The organism is Pseudomonas sp. HD6422 (assembly GCF_025377065.1).
GTDB classification, from domain to species: Bacteria; Pseudomonadota; Gammaproteobacteria; order Pseudomonadales; family Pseudomonadaceae; genus Aquipseudomonas; species Aquipseudomonas putida_U.
The window spans coordinates 39,670-58,448 of record NZ_JAHWIW010000021.1; the positions used below are offsets into that span (position 1 = coordinate 39,670).

Genomic DNA, 18,779 nt, shown 5'->3' on the forward strand with positions numbered 1-18,779 from the left:
CCGATTGTCTTTATTATGGCGCGGTCGAGCACGCGGGCGGCGACGGCGCCCGGCGTTCTCGTGGGGTATCGGCGGCCATCAGGGCCGCCTGGGCCGGATCAGCGGTGGACGACGCCCGGCAGTACGCAGAGCATCTCGAACAGCAGGTTGGCACCCAGCAACGAGGTGTTGCCGGTGGTGTCGTAGGGCGGAGAAACTTCCACCAGGTCGCAGCCGATCAGGTCCAGGCCTTGGCAGCCACGAATGATCTCCATCGCCTGGATGGTGGTCAAGCCGCCGATTTCCGGGGTGCCGGTGCCTGGAGCCCAGGCCGGGTCGATGCCGTCGATGTCGAACGACAGGTACACCGGGCCACCGCCGACTTTTTCGCGGACTTCGGCCATCAGCGGTTGCAGCGACTTGTGCCAGCACTCTTCGGCCTGCACCACGCGAAAGCCCTGGCGGCGGCTCCAGTTGAAGTCGTCGGCGGTGTAGCCCTGGGCGCGCAGGCCGATCTGGACCACGCGGTCGCAGTCGAGCAGGCCTTCTTCGACGGCGCGACGGAAGGTGGTGCCGTGGGCGATCTTCTCACCGAACATATGGTCGTTGACGTCGGCGTGAGCGTCGATGTGCACCAGGCCGATCTTGCCGTGTTTCTTGTGCAGGGCGCGCAGGATCGGCAGGGTGATGGTGTGGTCGCCGCCAAGGGTCAACGGGATGATGTCGTGCTCGAGGATTTCGTCATAGGCCTCCTCGATGATGCGTACGGCGTCGAGCAGGTTGAAGGTGTTGATCGCCACATCGCCGATGTCGGCCACCGACAGCGAGTCGAACGGCGCGGCGCCAGTCGCCATGTTGTAAGGGCGGATCATCACCGACTCGGCGCGAATTTGCCGCGGTCCGAAGCGGGTGCCCGAGCGCAGCGAGGTGCCGATGTCCAGCGGTACGCCGATGAACGCGGCATCGAGGCCGGCGGCGCTTCGCAGGTGGGGAAGACGCAGCATGGTGGCGATGCCGCCGAAACGCGGCATTTCGTTGCCGCCCAGTGGTTGGTGGAGAATCTTGTCCACGGTGGGCCTCATCAGTCGGTCGATTGTTCTGTTTGTTCGAACCTGTACCGCCGCGCGTCTCGATCGGAAGAAGCCCGGCGGGTAGGGATGTTTCGGCGCAGTCTGCGCAAGGTAGTGGCTCGGAAGAATCGCTACCGGCAAAAACTTACTTCAGATTTTTCTGAACTAAAGGCGGTGAGAGGGGGTAGACTGCCTGCAATACACGCCGCCGAACCTCTGCACCATGGCCTCGACACTGCCCGATCTGAAACTGCTGCGTATCTTCGTCAGCGTGGTGCGCCACCAAGGCTTCGCCAACGCCCAGCGCGAGCTCAACCTGTCGACGTCGGCCATCAGCACCTACATGAGCCAGCTGGAGGGCGCCCTCGGTATCGTGCTCTGCCACCGTGGCCGTGGTGGTTTCAGCCTGACCAGCAAGGGTGAGCTGTTCCACCAGGAAACCCTGCGCCTGCTGGCCGAACTGGACGGTTTCGAGCAGTACGCGGCAGCGCTCAAGGGCGAACTGCGTGGCACTCTCAACCTGGGCGTGATCGACTCCACTGTCGGTGACCGCGCACTGCCGCTGGCCGAGGCCATCGGCGCCTACAGCCAGGAGCATCCGGCGGTGCACTTGCACCTGTCGGTGTCCAGCCCCTACGAGCTGCAGCTCGGTGTGCAGGACAACCGCCTGGACCTGGCCATCGGCGCCTTCTCCTCGCGCATGAGTGGGCTGGTCTACCAGCCGTTGTACCGCGAGCAGCACTGGCTGTACTGCAGCAGTCGTCACCCGCTGTATGCCGAGCGGCGCATTCCCGAGCAGGTCGTGACCCAGCAACGCATGGTCGGCCGTGGCTACTGGAGCCAGGCCGAGTTGGCCCGTCATGGCTTCAAGCACAGTGCGGCAACCGTCGACAGCATGGAAGCGCAGTTGATCCTGATCCTGTCTGGAGCCTATATCGGCTACCTACCGGAGCACTATGCCCAGGCGTGGGTCGACAAAGGGGATTTGCGGGTCCTGTCGCCGGCCACTTTTGGCTATCAGGCGCCTTTCTCGCTGATCATCCGTCGTGGCCGCAGTCGCGAACCTTTGATCCAGACCTTCCGCGATCTGCTCAAGAGTCAGCTCAACGTCGGCTGATGGAATGCTGTGGGTAAGTTTTTTGTTGGATCGTCCTAATGTCCTACAGAAACTGACCGCTAACCTCTCTAGCTTTCTGCTAAACATCAATATGCGTTGTTGGTGTCTCCATTGTATTACCTAGAAGGACCAACCAAAGATGCGCATGAACTTGCCTTTGACCGAGCACGAAAGAACCTTCTCCGGCGAGCAACGGCTGATTTCCACGACCGACCTCGATAGCCGGATCACCTACTGCAACGATGCGTTCGTAGCGATCAGCGGCTTTACCTACGATGAGCTGGTCGGTCAGCCGCACAATCTGGTGCGCCATCCGGACATGCCGGCAGCGGTGTTCGGTCACATGTGGGAGACCATCAAGCAAGGCAAGCCGTGGATGGGGGTGGTCAAGAACCGCGCTAAGAACGGCGACTATTACTGGGTGAGTGCCTATGTGACGGCCATCTACGAGAACGGCCGCATCAGCGGCTATGAATCGGTGCGCTCGGTGCCCACGCGGGATCAGATCCGTCGGGCCGAGGCGCTCTATGCACGTCTGCGCGCTGGGCGCTCACCGGTGCCGGCGATCGCCCGCCTGGGGCAGGTTTTGGTGCGTGGCTGGCCCTTGCTCGGTGCCGGTTTGGCGTCAGCTGCCGGTTTCCTGTGGTTGCCGACACCTGTGGCACTAGGGGTTTTGGCGGCCAGCCTGCTGGGGAGCTGGGTACTGCTCGAGCATCAGCACAACCGAGCGATACGCCGCACCTTGGGCGAGCATCCCAAGGCGTTCACCAGCCCGTTGGTGGCCCTGACCTACAGTGACAACCCTGGACTGCAAGCGCAGCTGGACCTGGCGATGTTCAGCGAGGAGGCCCGCCTGCAGACCGCGTTGACCCGTTTGGTGGATGCTGGGGTCGGGGTCAAGGCGCGCGCGGCGCAATCTGCCGACCTGTCCGAGGCCCAGGCGCAGATGCTCGACCGCCAGCGCAGCGAAACCGATCAGTCGGCGACGGCGATCTCGCAGATGGCGGCGACCATCCAGGAGGTCGCGCACAACGTGCAGAGTACCGCCCATGCTGCCGGTGATGCCGACCAACTGGCTCAGCAGGGCAGTGAGCTGGCGCAGCAGAGCCTGAAGGCGATGGGCAGCATGAGCGATGCGGTCGATGACATCGGCCAGGCGGTCAATGCCCTGGCCGAGCAGACCCAGTCGATCGGTAGCGTGGTCGATGTGATCACCTCGATTGCCGAGCAGACCAACCTGCTGGCGCTCAATGCCGCGATCGAGGCGGCGCGGGCCGGTGAGCAGGGGCGTGGATTTGCGGTGGTTGCCGATGAAGTACGATCGCTGGCCCGTCGTACCCGCTCGTCCACCGAGGAAATCCACCAGATCATCGCCAGCTTGCGCGCCAGTGCCGAACGGGCCGTGAGCACCGCCAGCCGTGGCGAGCAGATTTCCCGCGACAGCGTACAGAGCGTCGAAGCTGTGCAGGCAGCGCTGACCGGTATCGCCCAGGCGGTCAGTCGGATTACCGGGATGAGCCAGCAAATGGCGACAGCTTCGGAGCAGCAGAGCCACGTTGCCGAAGACATCAACCAACAGATCGTGCGCATCAGCCATCTGTGCGACGAGACGGCGGGGCAGGCCAAGCAGGGCGCCGAGATCAGCCAGGACCTGGAGCGCATGGCCGAGTACCTGCATGATCTGGCGGAGCGCTTCAACCGCTGATGATCGAGGGCGTGGCCGGCGCTCCTGTGGCACACTGTGCCGGGTAAGGAGAACCCCATGCCCAGACCCCGTTGCGGGCGCTGCCAGCGCCCGCTCGATCACTGCCTCTGTGCGTTGATCCCGTCGCTTGCCAGCCGCACCCGTGTGGTCCTGCTGCAGCATCCCAGTGAAACCGACCACGCGCTCAACACTGCGCGCTTCGCGGCGCTTGGCCTGGTCAATGCCGAACTGCGCGTCGGTGAGGTGTTCGACGACCTCGACCAGCTGTTGTCGACGCCGGGTTACCGGCCAGTGCTGCTGTTTCCTGGTGACGAGGCCCAGGTGCTGGAGGCTTGTGCCGAGGCCGACGATACGCCGCTGTTGTTGGTGGTCCCCGACGGTACCTGGCGCAAGGCGCGCAAGCTGCTGTACCTGAACCCGCTGCTCGACGCGCTGCCCAGGGTCACGCTGTCTCAGGTGGCACCGTCGCGATATCGCCTGCGCAAGGCACCGGAGCCCGGGGCGGTTTCGACCATCGAGGCGGTGGTGCAGGCGCTGAACGTGCTGGAGCAACCGGCGAGTTTCGATGAGTTGCTAAGGCCGTTCGAGGCGTTGATCGAGGGGCAGATCGAAGCGATGGGGGCCGAGGTGTTTGCGCGTAATCATGGGGGGGATTGAAGCGCTTGTCGTGAGGTTTTCGGTGTTGGTGAGAACATCAATGCTCGCGTAACGCCTCGGTCCGCGCCTTGAGCACCGGCTTGAGCAGATAATCCAGCACGCTTTTCTGCCCGGTGATGATATCCACCGTGGCAATCATCCCCGGAATGATCAGCAGCGGCTTGTTATCGCCACCCAGGTGGTTCTTGTCGGTCCGCACCTGGATCAGATAGAACGCATTGCCCTTGTCGTCGGTGACGGTGTCGGCGCTGATCATCTCCAGCTTGGCCTTCAACCCGCCATAGATGGTGTAATCGTAGGCACTGAACTTGACCATCGCCTGTTGACCGGGATGCAGGAAAGCAACGTCCTGTGGCCGGACCTTGGCCTCGATCAGCAGGTTGTCTTCGATCGGCACGATTTCCACCAAATCGCTGCCGGGCTGCACCACCCCGCCGATGGTGTTGACCTTGAGCAGCTTGATGATGCCACGTACCGGCGACACCACCGTGGTGCGTTTGACCCGGTCATCGATGGCGATGCTGGTGGCGGTGATCTTCGACAACTCGGTGCGCTTGTCATTGAGCTCCTTGGCCGCCTCGGAGCGGAACGTCGCATCGGACTCCTGCACCTTGCTCTTGATCTCCGCCACCGCCGCTTCGGCACGTGGGATGGCCAGGCTGGTGGCGTTGAGCTGTCCGCGGGCTTCGACCGTGCGTTGCTTGAGGCGCAGGATTTCCACGGGCGAGATGGCGCCGGTGCCCACCAGTGGTGTCGACATGTTCAACTCTTGCTGCAACAGGCCCAAGGCCGAGCGGTATTGATCGACCTTGGAGCGGAACTCGGCCAGTTCCTGGGTCTTTTGCCGCAATTGCTCGGCGAGGGTCTGTTTTTCGCTGGCCAGACGCAGCTGACGCGAGTCGTACAAGGCTTGCTCGTCCTCGGCGACCTGGGGTGCCTTGGCGCGAACTTCCTCCGACAACACGAAAGGTCGGCCTTCGGACTCGGCTGATAAACGTTCGACCTGGGCCATGAGTGCGTAGCGATCGGCCTCGCTCTCACCCTTGTTCGAGCGGAAACGGGTGTCGTCCAGACGCAACAGCGTCGCGCCTTTTTCGACCATTTGCCCTTCGCGCACGAACAGTTCGGTGACGATTCCGCCCTCGAGATTCTGTACCACCTGTATTTTGCTCGACGGGATCGCCTTGCCTTCGCCCACGGTCACTTCATCGAGCACCGCCAGGCTGGCCCAGACCAGCGCAACCAGCAGCAGTAACGCCGCCAGCCACACGGTCAGGCGCGACAGGCGCGGGGAATCCTGCAACGTGGCGCCGGCCAGCTCCGGCATGTAGTCGCGCTCGGCGTTCTTGTCGGCGCTGTGGGAGCTGCGAACGCTGTGGCCGATTGTCATGGACTACCTCTCTTGCCGCGGGGCGTGAGTCGCGTTGCTTTCATCGCGCTTAGGCACGCGTCTACAGCGCTGCGCCAACGCGGCCTTTGCGCAAGGCATCGATGACCGCATCCTTCGGTCCATCGGCGACGATCTTGCCGTTGTCCAGCACCAACAGCCGATCCACCAGGCTGAGCATCGAGGTGCGGTGAGTCACCAGTAACAGGGTCTTGCCCGGCACCCAGGCCAACAGGCGTTGGCGCAGTTGTTCCTCGCCGCTGTTGTCCATGTGGCTGGTGGGTTCGTCGAGAATCAGAAGGGTCGGCTCGAGCAGCAAGGCGCGCGCCAGCAGCACGGCCTGGCGTTGGCCGCCCGACAACAGCTGGCCGCGCTCGCCCACCGGGCGGTCGAAGCCGTTCGGGTGTTGCCGGGCCAGTTCGGTGACGCCGGTCAGCTCGGCCACTTCGAGCATGCGCGCATCGCTGACGTGCCGAGCGCCGAGGGTGAGGTTGTCGCGCAGGCTGCCGGCCAGCAGTGGCAGGTCGTGGGCGACATAACCGATCTGACTGCGCAGGTCGGCGATGTCCAATTGACGTAAGTCGAGGTTGTCCAGCAGCACCTGGCCTTCATCGGGATGGTGGAACCCCATCAGCATGCGCGCCAGGGTGCTCTTGCCCGAGCCACTGCGGCCAATGATGCCGATGCGTTCGCCAGGCTGGATCGACAGGTTGATATCCTGCAACGCAGCCGACGCCTGACCAGGGTAGCGGAAGGTCACGTGGCTCAAGGCCAGGCCACCCTTGAGCGTGGTGTGCTCCAAGGCTTGCTGCTCGGCCAGACGCTCTTGTGGCAAAGCCATCAGCGCATCGGTGCTGTGCATGGTCAACTGGGCTTGTTGATAGCGGGTGATCAACCCGGCGATCTGGCCCAGCGGGGCCAGCACCCGGCTGCCGAGCATGTAGCTGGCGACCAGGGCGCCGACACTGAGGTTGCCGGCGATGATGCTGTATACCCCGGCGACGATGGTGGCCATGCCGCAGAACTGCTGGATGAACAGCGTGCCGTTGCTGGCCAGTGACGACAGATTGCGGGCATGGGCATCGAGGCGGGCGATGGCGCCGTTGGTGTGCTCCCACTGGTATTGGCGTTCGCTTTCGGCGCCGCAGGCCTTGAGGGTTTCCAGGCCTCCGAGGGTCTCTATCAGCAGCGCCTGGCGCACCGCGCCCAGGCTCAGGCTCTTCTGCACGGTATCGCGCAGGCGGGCCTGGATGAACAACGCGAAACCCACTGCCAAGGGGAAGGCGATCAGCGGTATCAGCACCAGCCAGCCGCCCAGCAGACCGATCACCAGCAGCATGAGCGCGACGAACGGCAGGTCGATGATGCTGGTGAGGGTCACTGCGGTGAGAAATTCACGCAGGCCTTGGAAGTCGTGGATGCTTTGGGCGAAGCCGCCGACGGTGGCGGGGCGGGCTTTCATCGACATGCCGGTGATGCGTTCGAACAGGGTCGCCGACAGAATCAGATCGGTTTTCTTGCCGGCCTGGTCCAACAGGTGCGCTCGGACCATGCGCAGCACCAGTTCGAAGGCGGTACCGATGAACAACCCAGCCACCAGCACCCACAGCGTCGACAACGCCTGGTTGGGCACGACGCGGTCGTAGGTCTGCATCACGAACAGTGGCACCATCAGGCCCAACAGGTTGATCAGCAAGCTGGCCAGCAGGGCGTCGCCATACAGCCAGCGCGAATGGCGCAAGGTGTCGCGGAACCAGGCCTCGACCCGGGGCACCAGTGGCGAGCGCAGGTCTTCCAGGGTATGCCGGGGCCGGGCGAACAACGCCCGGCCGGTGTAGGCTTGCTCCAGCGTGTCGCGCTCGACCCATTGCTCGCCACCATCGGCCTCGCACGGCAGGATCTGCGCCCGGCCGTCTTCTCCCCAGCGCTGCAGCACGGCGCTGCGGCCATCGTTGAGCAACAGCAGTACGGGTAGATTGAGCGGCGAAATGTCACTCAGCGCCCTTTGTAGCACCCGGCCCTGTAAACCTGCACGGGCCGCAGCCCGCGGCAGCAGGTCGGCTCCCAGACGCTGCTGGGCCAGTGGCAGGCCGCTGCACAGGCCTGCCCTGCTGGCCGGACGGCCATGCAGGTGACACAGGATCAGCAAGCCATCGAGCAACGGGTCGTCGACATCCGGGCGCAATTGCCCGCTTTGCATACTGGTCACGATGGCCTACTCCGCCACGTTGAGGAGGACTGCTAGGGGTGCCAGGGGCAGCGCTTCAGCGCATCTCGGGCAACTGCGCCTCGGTTCGCACATCCGTCTTGGCGATGGCTTCGGGCGGCAGGGAAATCCGCTGCTTGCTCAGCAGCTCGCCCATGGTGGCCAGTACCCGGTACATCGAAAACTCTTCGGTGTAGCGCACTTCGGTATAGCGACGGTTGGCGTTGTACAGCTCGTTCTCGCTGTCGAGCACATCGAGCAGGGTGCGTTGGCCCAGGCCGAACTGGTCCTGGTAGGCGCCACGCACCCGCAGGGTGGTCTCGGCGTACTCCCGGGCGGTGGGTGTTTGCTTACGCGCATTGTTCATGGCGTTCCAAGCCAGGCTGAGGTTTTCGGTCAGCTCGCGCAGGGCGTTGTTACGGATGTCCATGGCCTGGTTGATCTTGTGCGCATCGGACTGCAGGCGCGCCTTGTCGCTGCCGCCGCGGAACAGGTTGTAGCTGAGTTCGACGCCCGCCTGCCAATCGTTGTTGGCATGTCCGCGCTCGCCGCCGATGTTGTTGTTGGCGCCGGTCGCCAGCACCGCATCCAGACGCGGGTAGAAGGGGGACTTGGCCACTTCGTACTGCTGCTCGGCCGCATTGACGTCGGCCTGGGCCGACTTCAGATAGGGGTTGTTCTCGCGCATGCCCTGGCGTGCTTCATCCAGGGTGGCGGGCATCTGCGGCTGGATCGACTGCGGCGTTTCCAGCTCGTCCGGAACCCGGCCGATCACGCTGTAGAAGTTGGCTTCGGCATCGGCCAGGTCGACTTCTGCGGTGTCCAGGTTGTTTTCTGCCAACGCCCGGCGGGCGGTGGATTGGTCGAGGTCGGCGGTGCTGCCCACCCCGCGCTCGCTGCGCAGGCCGATCTGGTCGTTGACCCGCAGGTGTGCCTGCAGGTTGTTCTTGGCCAGGGTCACCAGCTCGCGGCGCTTGAGCACCTCCAGGTACACCTCAACGGCGCGCAGGGCCACGTCCTGGGCGATGGCCTGGGTGTAATAGGCGCGAGAGGTGGCCACCGCTTCGGTGCGGCCGACTTCGTTGGCAGTGTTGAAACCATCGAAGATCATCTGCCGCAAGCGCAGCTCGGATTGGGTGTAATTGAGAGTTTCCTTGTTGTGATTGCGCGTGCCATCGGCGTTCAGGCCCCGGGTGTTGAGGTTGTCCGAACGCTGGCGGCCATAACCTGCGACCAGATCGACGGTGGGGTAGTAGCCGCCGCGGGCGAATTTCACATCCTCATTGGCCGACAGGGTGCTGTTGCGGTTGGAACTGACCTGGGGGTGATAGTCCACGGCGCTCTGCACCGCCTCGGTGATCGACATGGCCTGGGCGTTGGCGCAAAGCGCCGCGGCCAGAATCGCAAGGGTGAGAGGGGTTAGCGCGCGCATGGGGTACATCTCCCTGATCAGCAAAAAGTGTCAGCGTTCCGCCTTGTTTCGCCAAAAAATTGGCGATATTTATCATCAAAACCGTTTCAGGTTTGTAACAAGGAGCTAAGAACATTTCTGGCGCGAGCTAAGAAGAGTTTTTCATAAAAGTTATGCGAAAAAAAACTTATGCGGACTATGGAAAGCAGGACATTGTTTCTCACAAGTAATGTGAAAACCCGCTGCAGCAGGCGTGTTGCAAGGATCTTGGAAAGTTCCAGAATCTTTACAGCTAGGGACAGGGATAGGCAGTCAAAAGCGGTTTTTGGCGACAAAAAATTGGCAGTGACGAGCGGTAGACATCGCCGCTCTCTATTGCCAAGGTAGATATTTCGGTCTGTCGGTGTTTCGTTTGCGAGACCCTTGCATACCGCGCCACGCCTCCATTTCCGCCCCTGTCAGCGCTGTGAAGAACCCATTGGCAAGGGGAGGCGTCAAGTCATGGCTAAACTGATCGGTGTGGTTGGCAAGGTGATAGGTGAGGTGTTCGCAGTCGGCCGCGATGGCAGCCGTCGCCCCCTGATGGAAGGTGACCGGCTGTATGCCGGCGAGCAGGTCGAGACCGGTGCTGCCGGGGCCATTGCTGTCCACTTGGACAATGGCGCCGAGCTGACACTGGGTCGCGACAGCCGCCTGGAGATGAGCAGCGACCTATTGGCCAACCAGGCACCCCATGTACAAACGCCCGATCTGACGCCTACCGACGCGCAGCTCAGCGATGTCGAGCGAATCCAGCAGGCCATCGCGGCGGGCCAGGACCCCACTGAGGTCGCCGAGGCCACTGCCGCCGGCCCGACCGGCAACAGCGCTCCGGGTGCCCAGGGCGGTGGCCACAGCTTCGTGTTGCTGAGCGAGGTGGGCGGTCGCGTGGACCCGGAAGTGGGCTTCCCCACCGCCGGCTTCAATGGCCTCCCGGAGCTCGCCAGTCGCGAAATCGGTGGACTGGACCCCAGCAATGACGACGAGGTGCAACCACCCACCCCTCCTGAACCCGGCACCGATCATCCTGTGACATTGCTAGGGCTGGACCTGAGTCCGAGCGAACTGACCCTCGACGAGGCCAACCTGCCGCAGGGTTCGGCCAGTAGCCCGGCGGCGCTCACCCAACAAGGCAGTTTCACCGTGGTGGCCGAGGACGGGGTGTTCAATCTCAACGTGGGTGGCATCAACGTGGTCACTGCAGGCGTGGTGACCGGTGTCGGCCAGTCCATCACCACGGCACTGGGCAATACCCTGACCATCACCGGCTACAACCCGGCCACGGGCGTGGTGAGCTACAGCTATACCCTCAATGGTGCCGAGCAGCATGCCAACGGGGGCGGCGCCAATACGCTGGGTGAGCATTTCCCGGTGCTGGTCAGCGACCGCGATGGTGACGTTGCCCAAGGCTCGCTGGATGTGAACATCCGAGACGACGTGCCCAAAGCGCTGAACGACACCAATGCCGTGACCGCCACCGAGCAGCACACCGAGCTGACCGGCAACGTTCTGACCAACGATATCCAGGGCGCCGACCGCGTGGCGGGCGGGCCGGTGGTCGCCGGTACCTTCACCGGCACCTACGGCACCCTGGTGCTGGCAGCCGACGGTTCCTACACCTACACCCTCAACACCAGCGACCCTGACTTCAAGAATCTCGGTGGCGGCGGCAACGGTGTCGAGACCTTCACCTACACCATCCAGGACGCCGACGGCGACACCAGTAGCGCAACGCTGACCTTGAATGTGACCAACCTCGACGACCCGGTGACCCTCAATGGCCTGAACGTGCAGGGCGGCGAGCTGACGGTGTATGAGAAGCACCTCGCCGACGGCAGCGCCCCGAACGAAGCGGCCCTGACCCAGCAGGGCACGTTCAAGGTCAGCGCCCCGGATGGGCTGCAGAGCCTGAGTGTCGGAGGCATCACGGTGGTCAGCAATGGCGTGGCGGCAGGTTTTCCGCAGTCGATCACCACGCCCGAGGGCAATACCCTGACGGTGACCGGCTACAACCCGAGCACCGGGGTGGTCAGCTACAGCTACACCTTGCTGGACAACGAAAGTCACCCCAACGGTGGCGGGGCCAACAGCATCAGCGAGCAGTTCACGGTCATCGCCAAGGATGCGGATGGCGACACCAGCACCGGCACGCTGGACGTCAATATCGTCGACGACCAGCCCAAGGCGCTGAACGACACCAATGCCGTGACCGCCACCGAGCAGCACACCGAGCTGACCGGCAACGTCCTGACCAACGATATCCAGGGCGCCGACCGCGTGGCGGGCGGGCCGGTGGTCGCCGGTACCTTCACCGGCACCTACGGCACCCTGGTGCTGGCAGCCGACGGTTCCTACACCTACACCCTCAACACCAGCGACCCTGACTTCAAGAATCTCGGTGGCGGCGGCAACGGTGTCGAGACCTTCACCTACACCATCAAGGACGCCGACGGCGACACCAGCAGCGCGACGCTGACCTTGAACGTGACCAACCTCGACGACCCGGTGACCCTCGACGGCCTGAACGTGCAGGGCGGCGAGCTGACCGTGTACGAACAGAACCTCGCCGACGGCAGCGCCCCGAACGAAGCGGCCCTGACCCAGCAAGGCACGTTCAAGGTCAGTGCTCCGGATGGGCTGCAGAGCCTGAGTGTCGGAGGCATCACGGTGGTCAGCAATGGCGTGGCGGCAGGTTTCCCGCAGTCGATCACCACGCCCGAAGGCAATACCCTGACGGTGACCGGCTATAACTCGAGCACCGGGGTGGTCAGCTACAGCTACACCTTGCTGGACAACGAAAGTCACCCCAACGGTGGCGGGGCCAACAGCATCAGCGAGCAGTTCACGGTCATCGCCAAGGATGTGGATGGCGACACCAGCACCGGCAGCCTGGACGTCACTATCGTCGATGATGTGCCTCAGGCCGCGCCGGACTCCGCCAGCGTGGTGGAGGGCGGTACGGTATCGGGCAATGTCTTGCTCAACGACAAGATGGGTGCGGACCAGGCAGGCTTGAGCAATGTCGTGGTCGGCGCGCGAGCCGGGTCGGACACCTCGACCTCGGCCATCGGTAACCTCAATACCCAGATCATCGGCCAGTACGGCACTTTGACCATCGATGCCGCGGGTAACGCGGTTTACCACGCCAACCCGGACAGCGTGGCGCCCGCCGGTGCGACGGATGTCTTCGTCTACACCATTCGTGACACGGATGGCGATGAAAGCACCACGACCATCACCATCAACGTCACGGATTGCTCGCTAACGGTAGCAGGGCCAAGTGGCGTGACGGTGTACGAAAAAGCACTGGACATGCTCCAGGATGGCAATGACCTGGCCCCCGGCCAGGTGAATGGCAGTCAACCGAACGCCACCGGTGAAACGGCCTCTGGCAATCTGGCCGGAGGTGTCAGCGGGGGTGTCGGTGGATTGACCTTCACCTTGGTCGGCAATGCCGAAGGCCAGTATGGCCAGATCAAGCTCAACCCGGATGGTTCCTACACCTACACGCTGACCTCGCCAGCCGATTCGCCTGTGCACCAGAACGATGGCGCGAACAGCGTGACGGAAACCTTCACCTACGAGGTGAAGGACTCGCTCGGCAACAGCACTACCAGCACTATCGTGATCACCATCGTCGATGACGTGCCAAAGGCAGACAGCGATTTCGTCAATGTGTACGAAGGCGGTACGGTCAGCGGCAATGTGCTGGTCAATGATGTGATCGGCGCCGATGTGCGCGCCGACGGCGCCTATGTGGTGGGTGTGCGCGCTGGTAGCAATACCGCATCTTCCGCCATCGGCCAGTTGAACACCCAAGTGCAAGGCCAGTACGGCTACCTGACCCTCGATGCCCAGGGCAATGCGGTCTATCACGCCAACCCGAACAGCGTGGCCCCGGCCGGGGCGACCGACACGTTCGTCTACACCATCCGTGATGCCGATGGGGATGAAAGCACCACCACCATCACCATCAAGGTACATGATTCGTCGATGGTCGCTTGCGACGACACCGAGGTGACGGTGTATGAGAAGGCTCTGGACCTGAACCAGGATGGCAATGACCTGGCACCTGGTACGGTGATCGGTAGCCAACCAGGTTCGACCGGCGAGACGGCTTCCGGCTCCTTGGTGGGATCTGTCAGCGGTGGTGTAGGAGCCTTGACCTACACCCTCGTCGACAATGCGCTCGGCAAGTATGGTCAGCTCCAGCTGAATTCCAATGGCACCTACACCTACACCCTGACGTCGCCCGCCGATTCGCCCGTGCATCAGAACGACGGCGCGAACAGCGTGACGGAATCCTTCACCTACGAGGTGAAGGACTCGCTCGGCAACAGCACCACCAGCACCATCGTGATCACCATCGTCGACGATGTGCCCAAGGCCTACAGCGACTTCGCCAATGTCTACGAAGGCGGTACGGTTAGCGACAACGTTTTGGTCAATGACGTGACCGGTGCCGACGTGCGCGGCGATGGCGCCTATGTAGTGGGGGTGCGTGCAGGCTCGAACACTTCCACCTCGGCGATCGGCCAACTGAACACCCAAGTGCAAGGCCAGTACGGCTACCTGACTCTGGATGCCCAAGGCAACGCGGTGTACCACGCCAACCCGAACAGTGTGGCGCCGGCTGGTGCCACCGACACATTCGTGTACACCATCCGTGATGCCGATGGCGATGAAAGCACCACGACCATCACCCTGAAGGTGCACGACATCTCGCTGTCGGTATGTGATAACACGGGCGTGACGGTGTACGAAAAAGCCCTCGATTTGAATCAGGATGGCCAGGACCTGGCACCCGGCACCGTGGTGGGTAGTCAGCCGGGTTCGACCGGCGAGACGGCTTCCGGAGCTCTGGCCGGCTCGGTCAATGGTGGTATAGGCGCGCTGACCTTCACCTTGATCGACGACGCGGTGGGGAAATACGGCCAGCTCCAGCTGAATTCCAATGGCACGTACACCTACACGCTGACGTCGCCCGCCGACTCGCCTGTGCATCAGAACGACGGCGCGAACAGTGTGACGGAAACCTTCACCTACGAGGTGAAGGACTCCCTCGGCAACAGCACCACCAGCACTATCGTGATCAGCATCGTCGACGATGTGCCCAAGGCGGACAGCGACTTGGTCAATGTTTACGAAGGCGGTACGGTCGGCGGCAACGTGCTGGTCAATGATGTGATCGGTGCCGATGTGCGCGCCGATGGCGCCTACGTGGTGGGGGTGCGCGCCGGTAGCAATACCGCGTCCTCCGCCATTGGCCAGCTCGATACCAACGTCCAGGGCCAGTACGGTTACCTGACCCTCGATGCTCAAGGTAACGCGGTGTACCACGCCAACCCGAACAGTGTCGCGCCGGCGGGGGCTACCGACACCTTCGTTTACACCATCCGCGATGCTGACGGGGATGAGAGCACCACCACGATCGCCATCAAGGTGCACGACGTCTCGATGTCGGTGTGCGACGATGCCAGCGTCAAGGTGTACGAAAAGGCGCTGGACCTGAACCAGGATGGCAAGGATCTGGCGCCTGGCACCGTTATCGGTAGCGATCCGTCCTCGACTGCTGAGACCGCCTCCGGAAGCCTGGCCGGCTCTGTCAACGGTGGCATCGGCCCGATTACCTACACCTTGCTCGGAAATGCCACAGGGCAGTATGGCCAGGTTCAGATCAACCCTGATGGCTCCTACACCTACACGCTGACCGCTCCGGCCAATACGCCGGGGGCCAATTCGGCATCGGACCAATTCCTCTACAAAGCGACCGACTCGTTGGGTAACAGCATCACTAGCAAGATCACCGTCAACGTCGTGGATGATGTGCCCAGCGTTGCATGTGCCGAGCGTTCGGTCACGCCAAGCCAGATCGACTCCAATATCCTGCTGGTGATCGATGTATCCAGCAGCATGGCCCAGAGCTCGGGCGTCTCGGGTCTGAGCCGCCTGGAGCTGACCAAGCAAGCGATCAGTGCACTGCTCGACAAGTACGACGACATGGGTGACATCAAAGTGCAGATCGTCACCTTCGGCACGGGTGCCAAGGTGTTGGCCGACCAGTGGGTAAGCATCGATCAAGCCAAGGCACTGGTCGCCAATCTAAAGGCAGGCGGCTCTACCTACTACGATGACGCCGTCGACTCCGCGCAGATCGCCTTCGACAAGACTGGCAAGCTGGTCGGGGCGCAAAACGTCAGCTATTTCTTCTCGGACGGTGCGCCGACTTCAGGTCATGCCATCGACGCCAGCCGCGAGGGCAACTGGGAGTCCTTCCTCGACAGTAACGGGGTCAAGTCCTACGCCATCGGTATGGGAGATGGCGCCAACGCCAGCAAGCTCGACCCATTGGCCTACGATGGCGACAGCCATACCGACACCAACTCGGTGGTGGTCACCGATCTCAATCAACTGGGTTCGGTACTGTCGGGGACCGTGCAAGGCTTCCCGATCACTGGCAGCCTGATGAGCGGCGGCGGCTTTGGTGCCGACGGTGGATTCATCAAGGCCCTGTTGGTGGATGGCGTCACCTATACCTTCGACCCCAAAGCCGCCAACGGCCAAGGTGGTTACACAGTCGCCGGCGGGGTGGACAAGGCCGCTTTCGACGCGCAGACCCACTCGCTCAGCATCAAGACGGCCCTGGGTGGCACGCTGGTGGTGGACATGGACACCGGTGATTACACCTACACCTCGGCCAAGGGCAGTGGCGGCAATGCCGTGGAACGCTTCGGCTTCACCGCCAGCGACAACGACGGCGACACCAGCAGCGCGATCCTGACGGTGCGGGTCAACGGCAACAGCGCTCCGGTAGCGGGTGCCGACCACATCATCACCAACATCACCGGGGCGACCATCACGGTGCCAGCCGAGGCGCTGCTGCACAATGACAGCGATGCCGATAGCGATCGGCTGAGCGCGTCGCCGAACACCTTCGCCACTGGGTTCGCCGACAAGGGGGCAGGCTTCGGCACGGGACCGATCAAGACCCTTTCCTTCAACGACCATGGCAACAAGACCGAGAACCAGTTCAAGGCGCTGGACCGCAGTGCATTCGCGCTCAATGCCAGCGACATGACCGCGGCCCTGGTCGTGCTTGGCTACCTGGGCTCGGTGAGTGGTAGCAGCGGGACGAATGATGAAGACGTGATCACGGTGCAACTGCGCAAGGGCGAATCCTTGCAACTCGACCACGATCGCCCCGCCGGCAACATCACTTTGGAGTGGAGGGATGAAAACGGCAGCTACCAGACGATCGCCAGTGGCCAAAGCTTTACTGCCAGCCATGACGGCACGTACAGCATCCATGTGATCAACGAGATCAACCCTGGCGGCAGCAGCAAGTCAGGCTCCGAGGACTACAAGCTGAGTTTGCTGGTCAACTACGCCCAGGCCGAGAACGAGGTGCACCACGATACCTACACGCTCAGCGATGGTCACGGTAGCAGCGCCACGGGTGCGGTGGACATCACGTACCAAGCGGGCACGACCCTTACCGGCACCGACAATGACGATGTGCTGCTCGCCGGCAATGGCGATGACACGCTCCATGGCGGCAATGGGCACGATGTGCTGGTCGGCGGCGAGGGCAACGACAAGCTCTACGGCGGCGCTGGCGACGATCTGTTGATCGGCGGCCCTGGCAACGATCTGCTCGACGGTGGCCCTGGCAACGACACCGCCAGCTACGCCTCGGCCACTTCGGCGGTTACCGTCAACCTGGGTGTGGGAGCGCAACAGAACACGGTAGGCGCTGGGCTCGATACATTGTCCGGCATCGAGAACCTGATCGGCTCGGACTACAACGACACGTTGATCGGAAACGGGGCTGACAATCAGCTTACCGGTGGTCTGGGTAACGACATGCTGACCGGGGGAGGGGGCAACGATACATTCATCTGGCACAAGGGCGATACCGGACACGACACCATCACCGACTTCAGCCTGGGCAACGACCACCTTGACCTGTCGCAACTGTTGCAGGGCGAGAATGCCACATCGGCATCGCTGGATGACTACCTGCACTTCAAGGTCAGCGGCACCGGTACCCAGGCGGTCTCGACCATCGAGGTCAGCAGCGTGGCGGGCGCGAATGCGACGCAGACGATCGATCTGGCGGGTGTCGACCTTGCTCAGCATTATGGGGTGACGGCGGGGGCAGGAGGGGTGATATCGGCGGGGCAGGATACGGCGACGATCATTACGGGGATGCTTAATGATCATTCGTTGAAGGTGGATACGGTGTAAGGCTCTGTCCTCGGATTGTCACATAGGCCGCTTCTGGAGCGGCCTTGTACCGCGACTGGCTGCACGGTTGCTCCCGAGGCTCGAGCCCGAACCGCTCATTTCAATGCAAACGCTTCAGGTGGGACCGGTGCAGCTTTGACATTGAACACTTTACAGATGATGTACCAACAGACAGAGACGGGGAAAGTGAGCGGAAACACGATTGCCCAGAACGGCAGTTGCCAGTTTTTTTTGCCTTGCATCTCACCTGGCTCGCCGGTGCGCCAGGGTACGTAGTGACGCCAGGCCTCTGCTGGAGTCAGGCTGATGGCATGCATTGGGCGGTGCCACCAATTGGGTGGGCCGGGAGGTGGGAGTTTATCCGGACCATGCTCCATGAAATGCCGAAGATACTCCCACATTTCTTCCACATGTCGTATGGCTGGATCATGCGGTCGGTTACTGTCTATCCAGACGCAATCTCTTTGATGAAGGCTGCCATCACGTCGCGGTGAAGCTAAAGCCAGGGCATAACTGACACTCCATGAATTTCCATAAAATACTCGCATTGTGAGCATCCCTCCGTGAATGGTCCTCCAGTCGAGTGTGAAAAGTTTTTTGCCTCTTCGGCAATATATTGATTGTGTCTTTCTGTTGAAATAGATTTTTGAAAGCTTTTTAATTAAATAGATTCTGTAGGCGAGGAAGGGTGCAAAGATAAAAGGCACTAATAAATCGATTGCCAGCGATGTTGCGTCCCATGTTTCGGGGTGTTCTATAAAATCGGTCAAGGTGTTTGGGTATACAGCAAACATGACGCCTAAAATCATTGCTGTATAAATTTGACTCATGGTTACCGAGTCGGTTACCCAGGGATTATCTAAGGCAAGAAAATTTTGATTTATCGTAATTTCTTTTCCGTAGATCTTTGGTTCTGTTTGGGTCTTGGTAGATTGCGTGTAAGTCCATGTGATGGGCATGA

Annotated in this window: 9 protein-coding genes and 1 pseudogene; 5 read left to right on the forward strand and 5 right to left on the reverse strand. The window is 62.0% G+C overall.

What is annotated here, in order from left to right; genetic code table 11:
• Positions 1–98: 98 nt before the first annotated feature.
• Positions 99–1,049, reverse strand: coding sequence for an agmatinase (gene speB, locus KY379_RS16375; protein ID WP_261240883.1), 951 nt, complete (start codon positions 1,047–1,049; stop codon positions 99–101).
• A 223-nt stretch (positions 1,050–1,272) separates the two neighbouring features.
• On the opposite strand from speB, the gene KY379_RS16380 reads away from it, so the two are divergent.
• The 4 genes and pseudogenes from KY379_RS16380 (at position 1,273) to KY379_RS16390 (ending at position 4,528) form a co-directional block, all read left to right on the forward strand.
• Complete coding sequence (locus tag KY379_RS16380; protein ID WP_133328156.1) at positions 1,273–2,166, forward strand: LysR family transcriptional regulator; 894 nt, start codon at positions 1,273–1,275, stop codon at positions 2,164–2,166.
• Between the two features lie 145 nt (positions 2,167–2,311).
• Positions 2,312–2,587: pseudogene (locus KY379_RS27425) on the forward strand (PAS domain-containing protein); the annotation flags it as partial.
• A 252-nt stretch (positions 2,588–2,839) separates the two neighbouring features.
• Positions 2,840–3,871 (forward strand): methyl-accepting chemotaxis protein, encoded by a 1,032-nt coding sequence (locus KY379_RS16385; RefSeq protein WP_409977280.1) that lies wholly within the window; start codon positions 2,840–2,842, stop codon positions 3,869–3,871.
• A gap of 57 nt (positions 3,872–3,928) precedes the next feature.
• Positions 3,929–4,528 carry a tRNA-uridine aminocarboxypropyltransferase gene (locus KY379_RS16390; protein WP_261240879.1) on the forward strand — a complete coding sequence of 200 codons (600 nt, stop codon included), beginning with the start codon at positions 3,929–3,931 and terminating at the stop codon, positions 4,526–4,528.
• A gap of 37 nt (positions 4,529–4,565) precedes the next feature.
• Here the strand turns inward: KY379_RS16390 and KY379_RS16395 are convergent, their stop codons facing one another.
• From KY379_RS16395 to KY379_RS16405, 3 genes are all read right to left on the reverse strand, one after another.
• Positions 4,566–5,918 carry an HlyD family type I secretion periplasmic adaptor subunit gene (locus KY379_RS16395; RefSeq protein ID WP_261240877.1) on the reverse strand — a complete coding sequence of 451 codons (1,353 nt, stop codon included), beginning with the start codon at positions 5,916–5,918 and terminating at the stop codon, positions 4,566–4,568.
• Positions 5,919–5,979: 61 nt separating this feature from the next.
• Positions 5,980–8,115 carry a type I secretion system permease/ATPase gene (locus tag KY379_RS16400; RefSeq protein WP_261240908.1) on the reverse strand — a complete coding sequence of 712 codons (2,136 nt, stop codon included), beginning with the start codon at positions 8,113–8,115 and terminating at the stop codon, positions 5,980–5,982.
• Between the two features lie 64 nt (positions 8,116–8,179).
• Positions 8,180–9,553, reverse strand: coding sequence for a TolC family outer membrane protein (locus KY379_RS16405; RefSeq protein ID WP_133328164.1), 1,374 nt, complete (start codon positions 9,551–9,553; stop codon positions 8,180–8,182).
• Between the two features lie 480 nt (positions 9,554–10,033).
• On the opposite strand from KY379_RS16405, the gene KY379_RS16410 reads away from it, so the two are divergent.
• Entirely contained in the window at positions 10,034–17,818 is a 7,785-nt protein-coding gene (locus KY379_RS16410; protein WP_261240872.1) for a retention module-containing protein, read from the forward strand.
• 95 nt (positions 17,819–17,913) lie between these two features.
• On the opposite strand, the gene KY379_RS16415 is transcribed toward KY379_RS16410, so the two are convergent.
• Positions 17,914–18,777, reverse strand: coding sequence for a DUF6708 domain-containing protein (locus KY379_RS16415; RefSeq protein WP_261240871.1), 864 nt, complete (start codon positions 18,775–18,777; stop codon positions 17,914–17,916).
• Between the last annotated feature and the right edge of the window lie 2 nt (positions 18,778–18,779).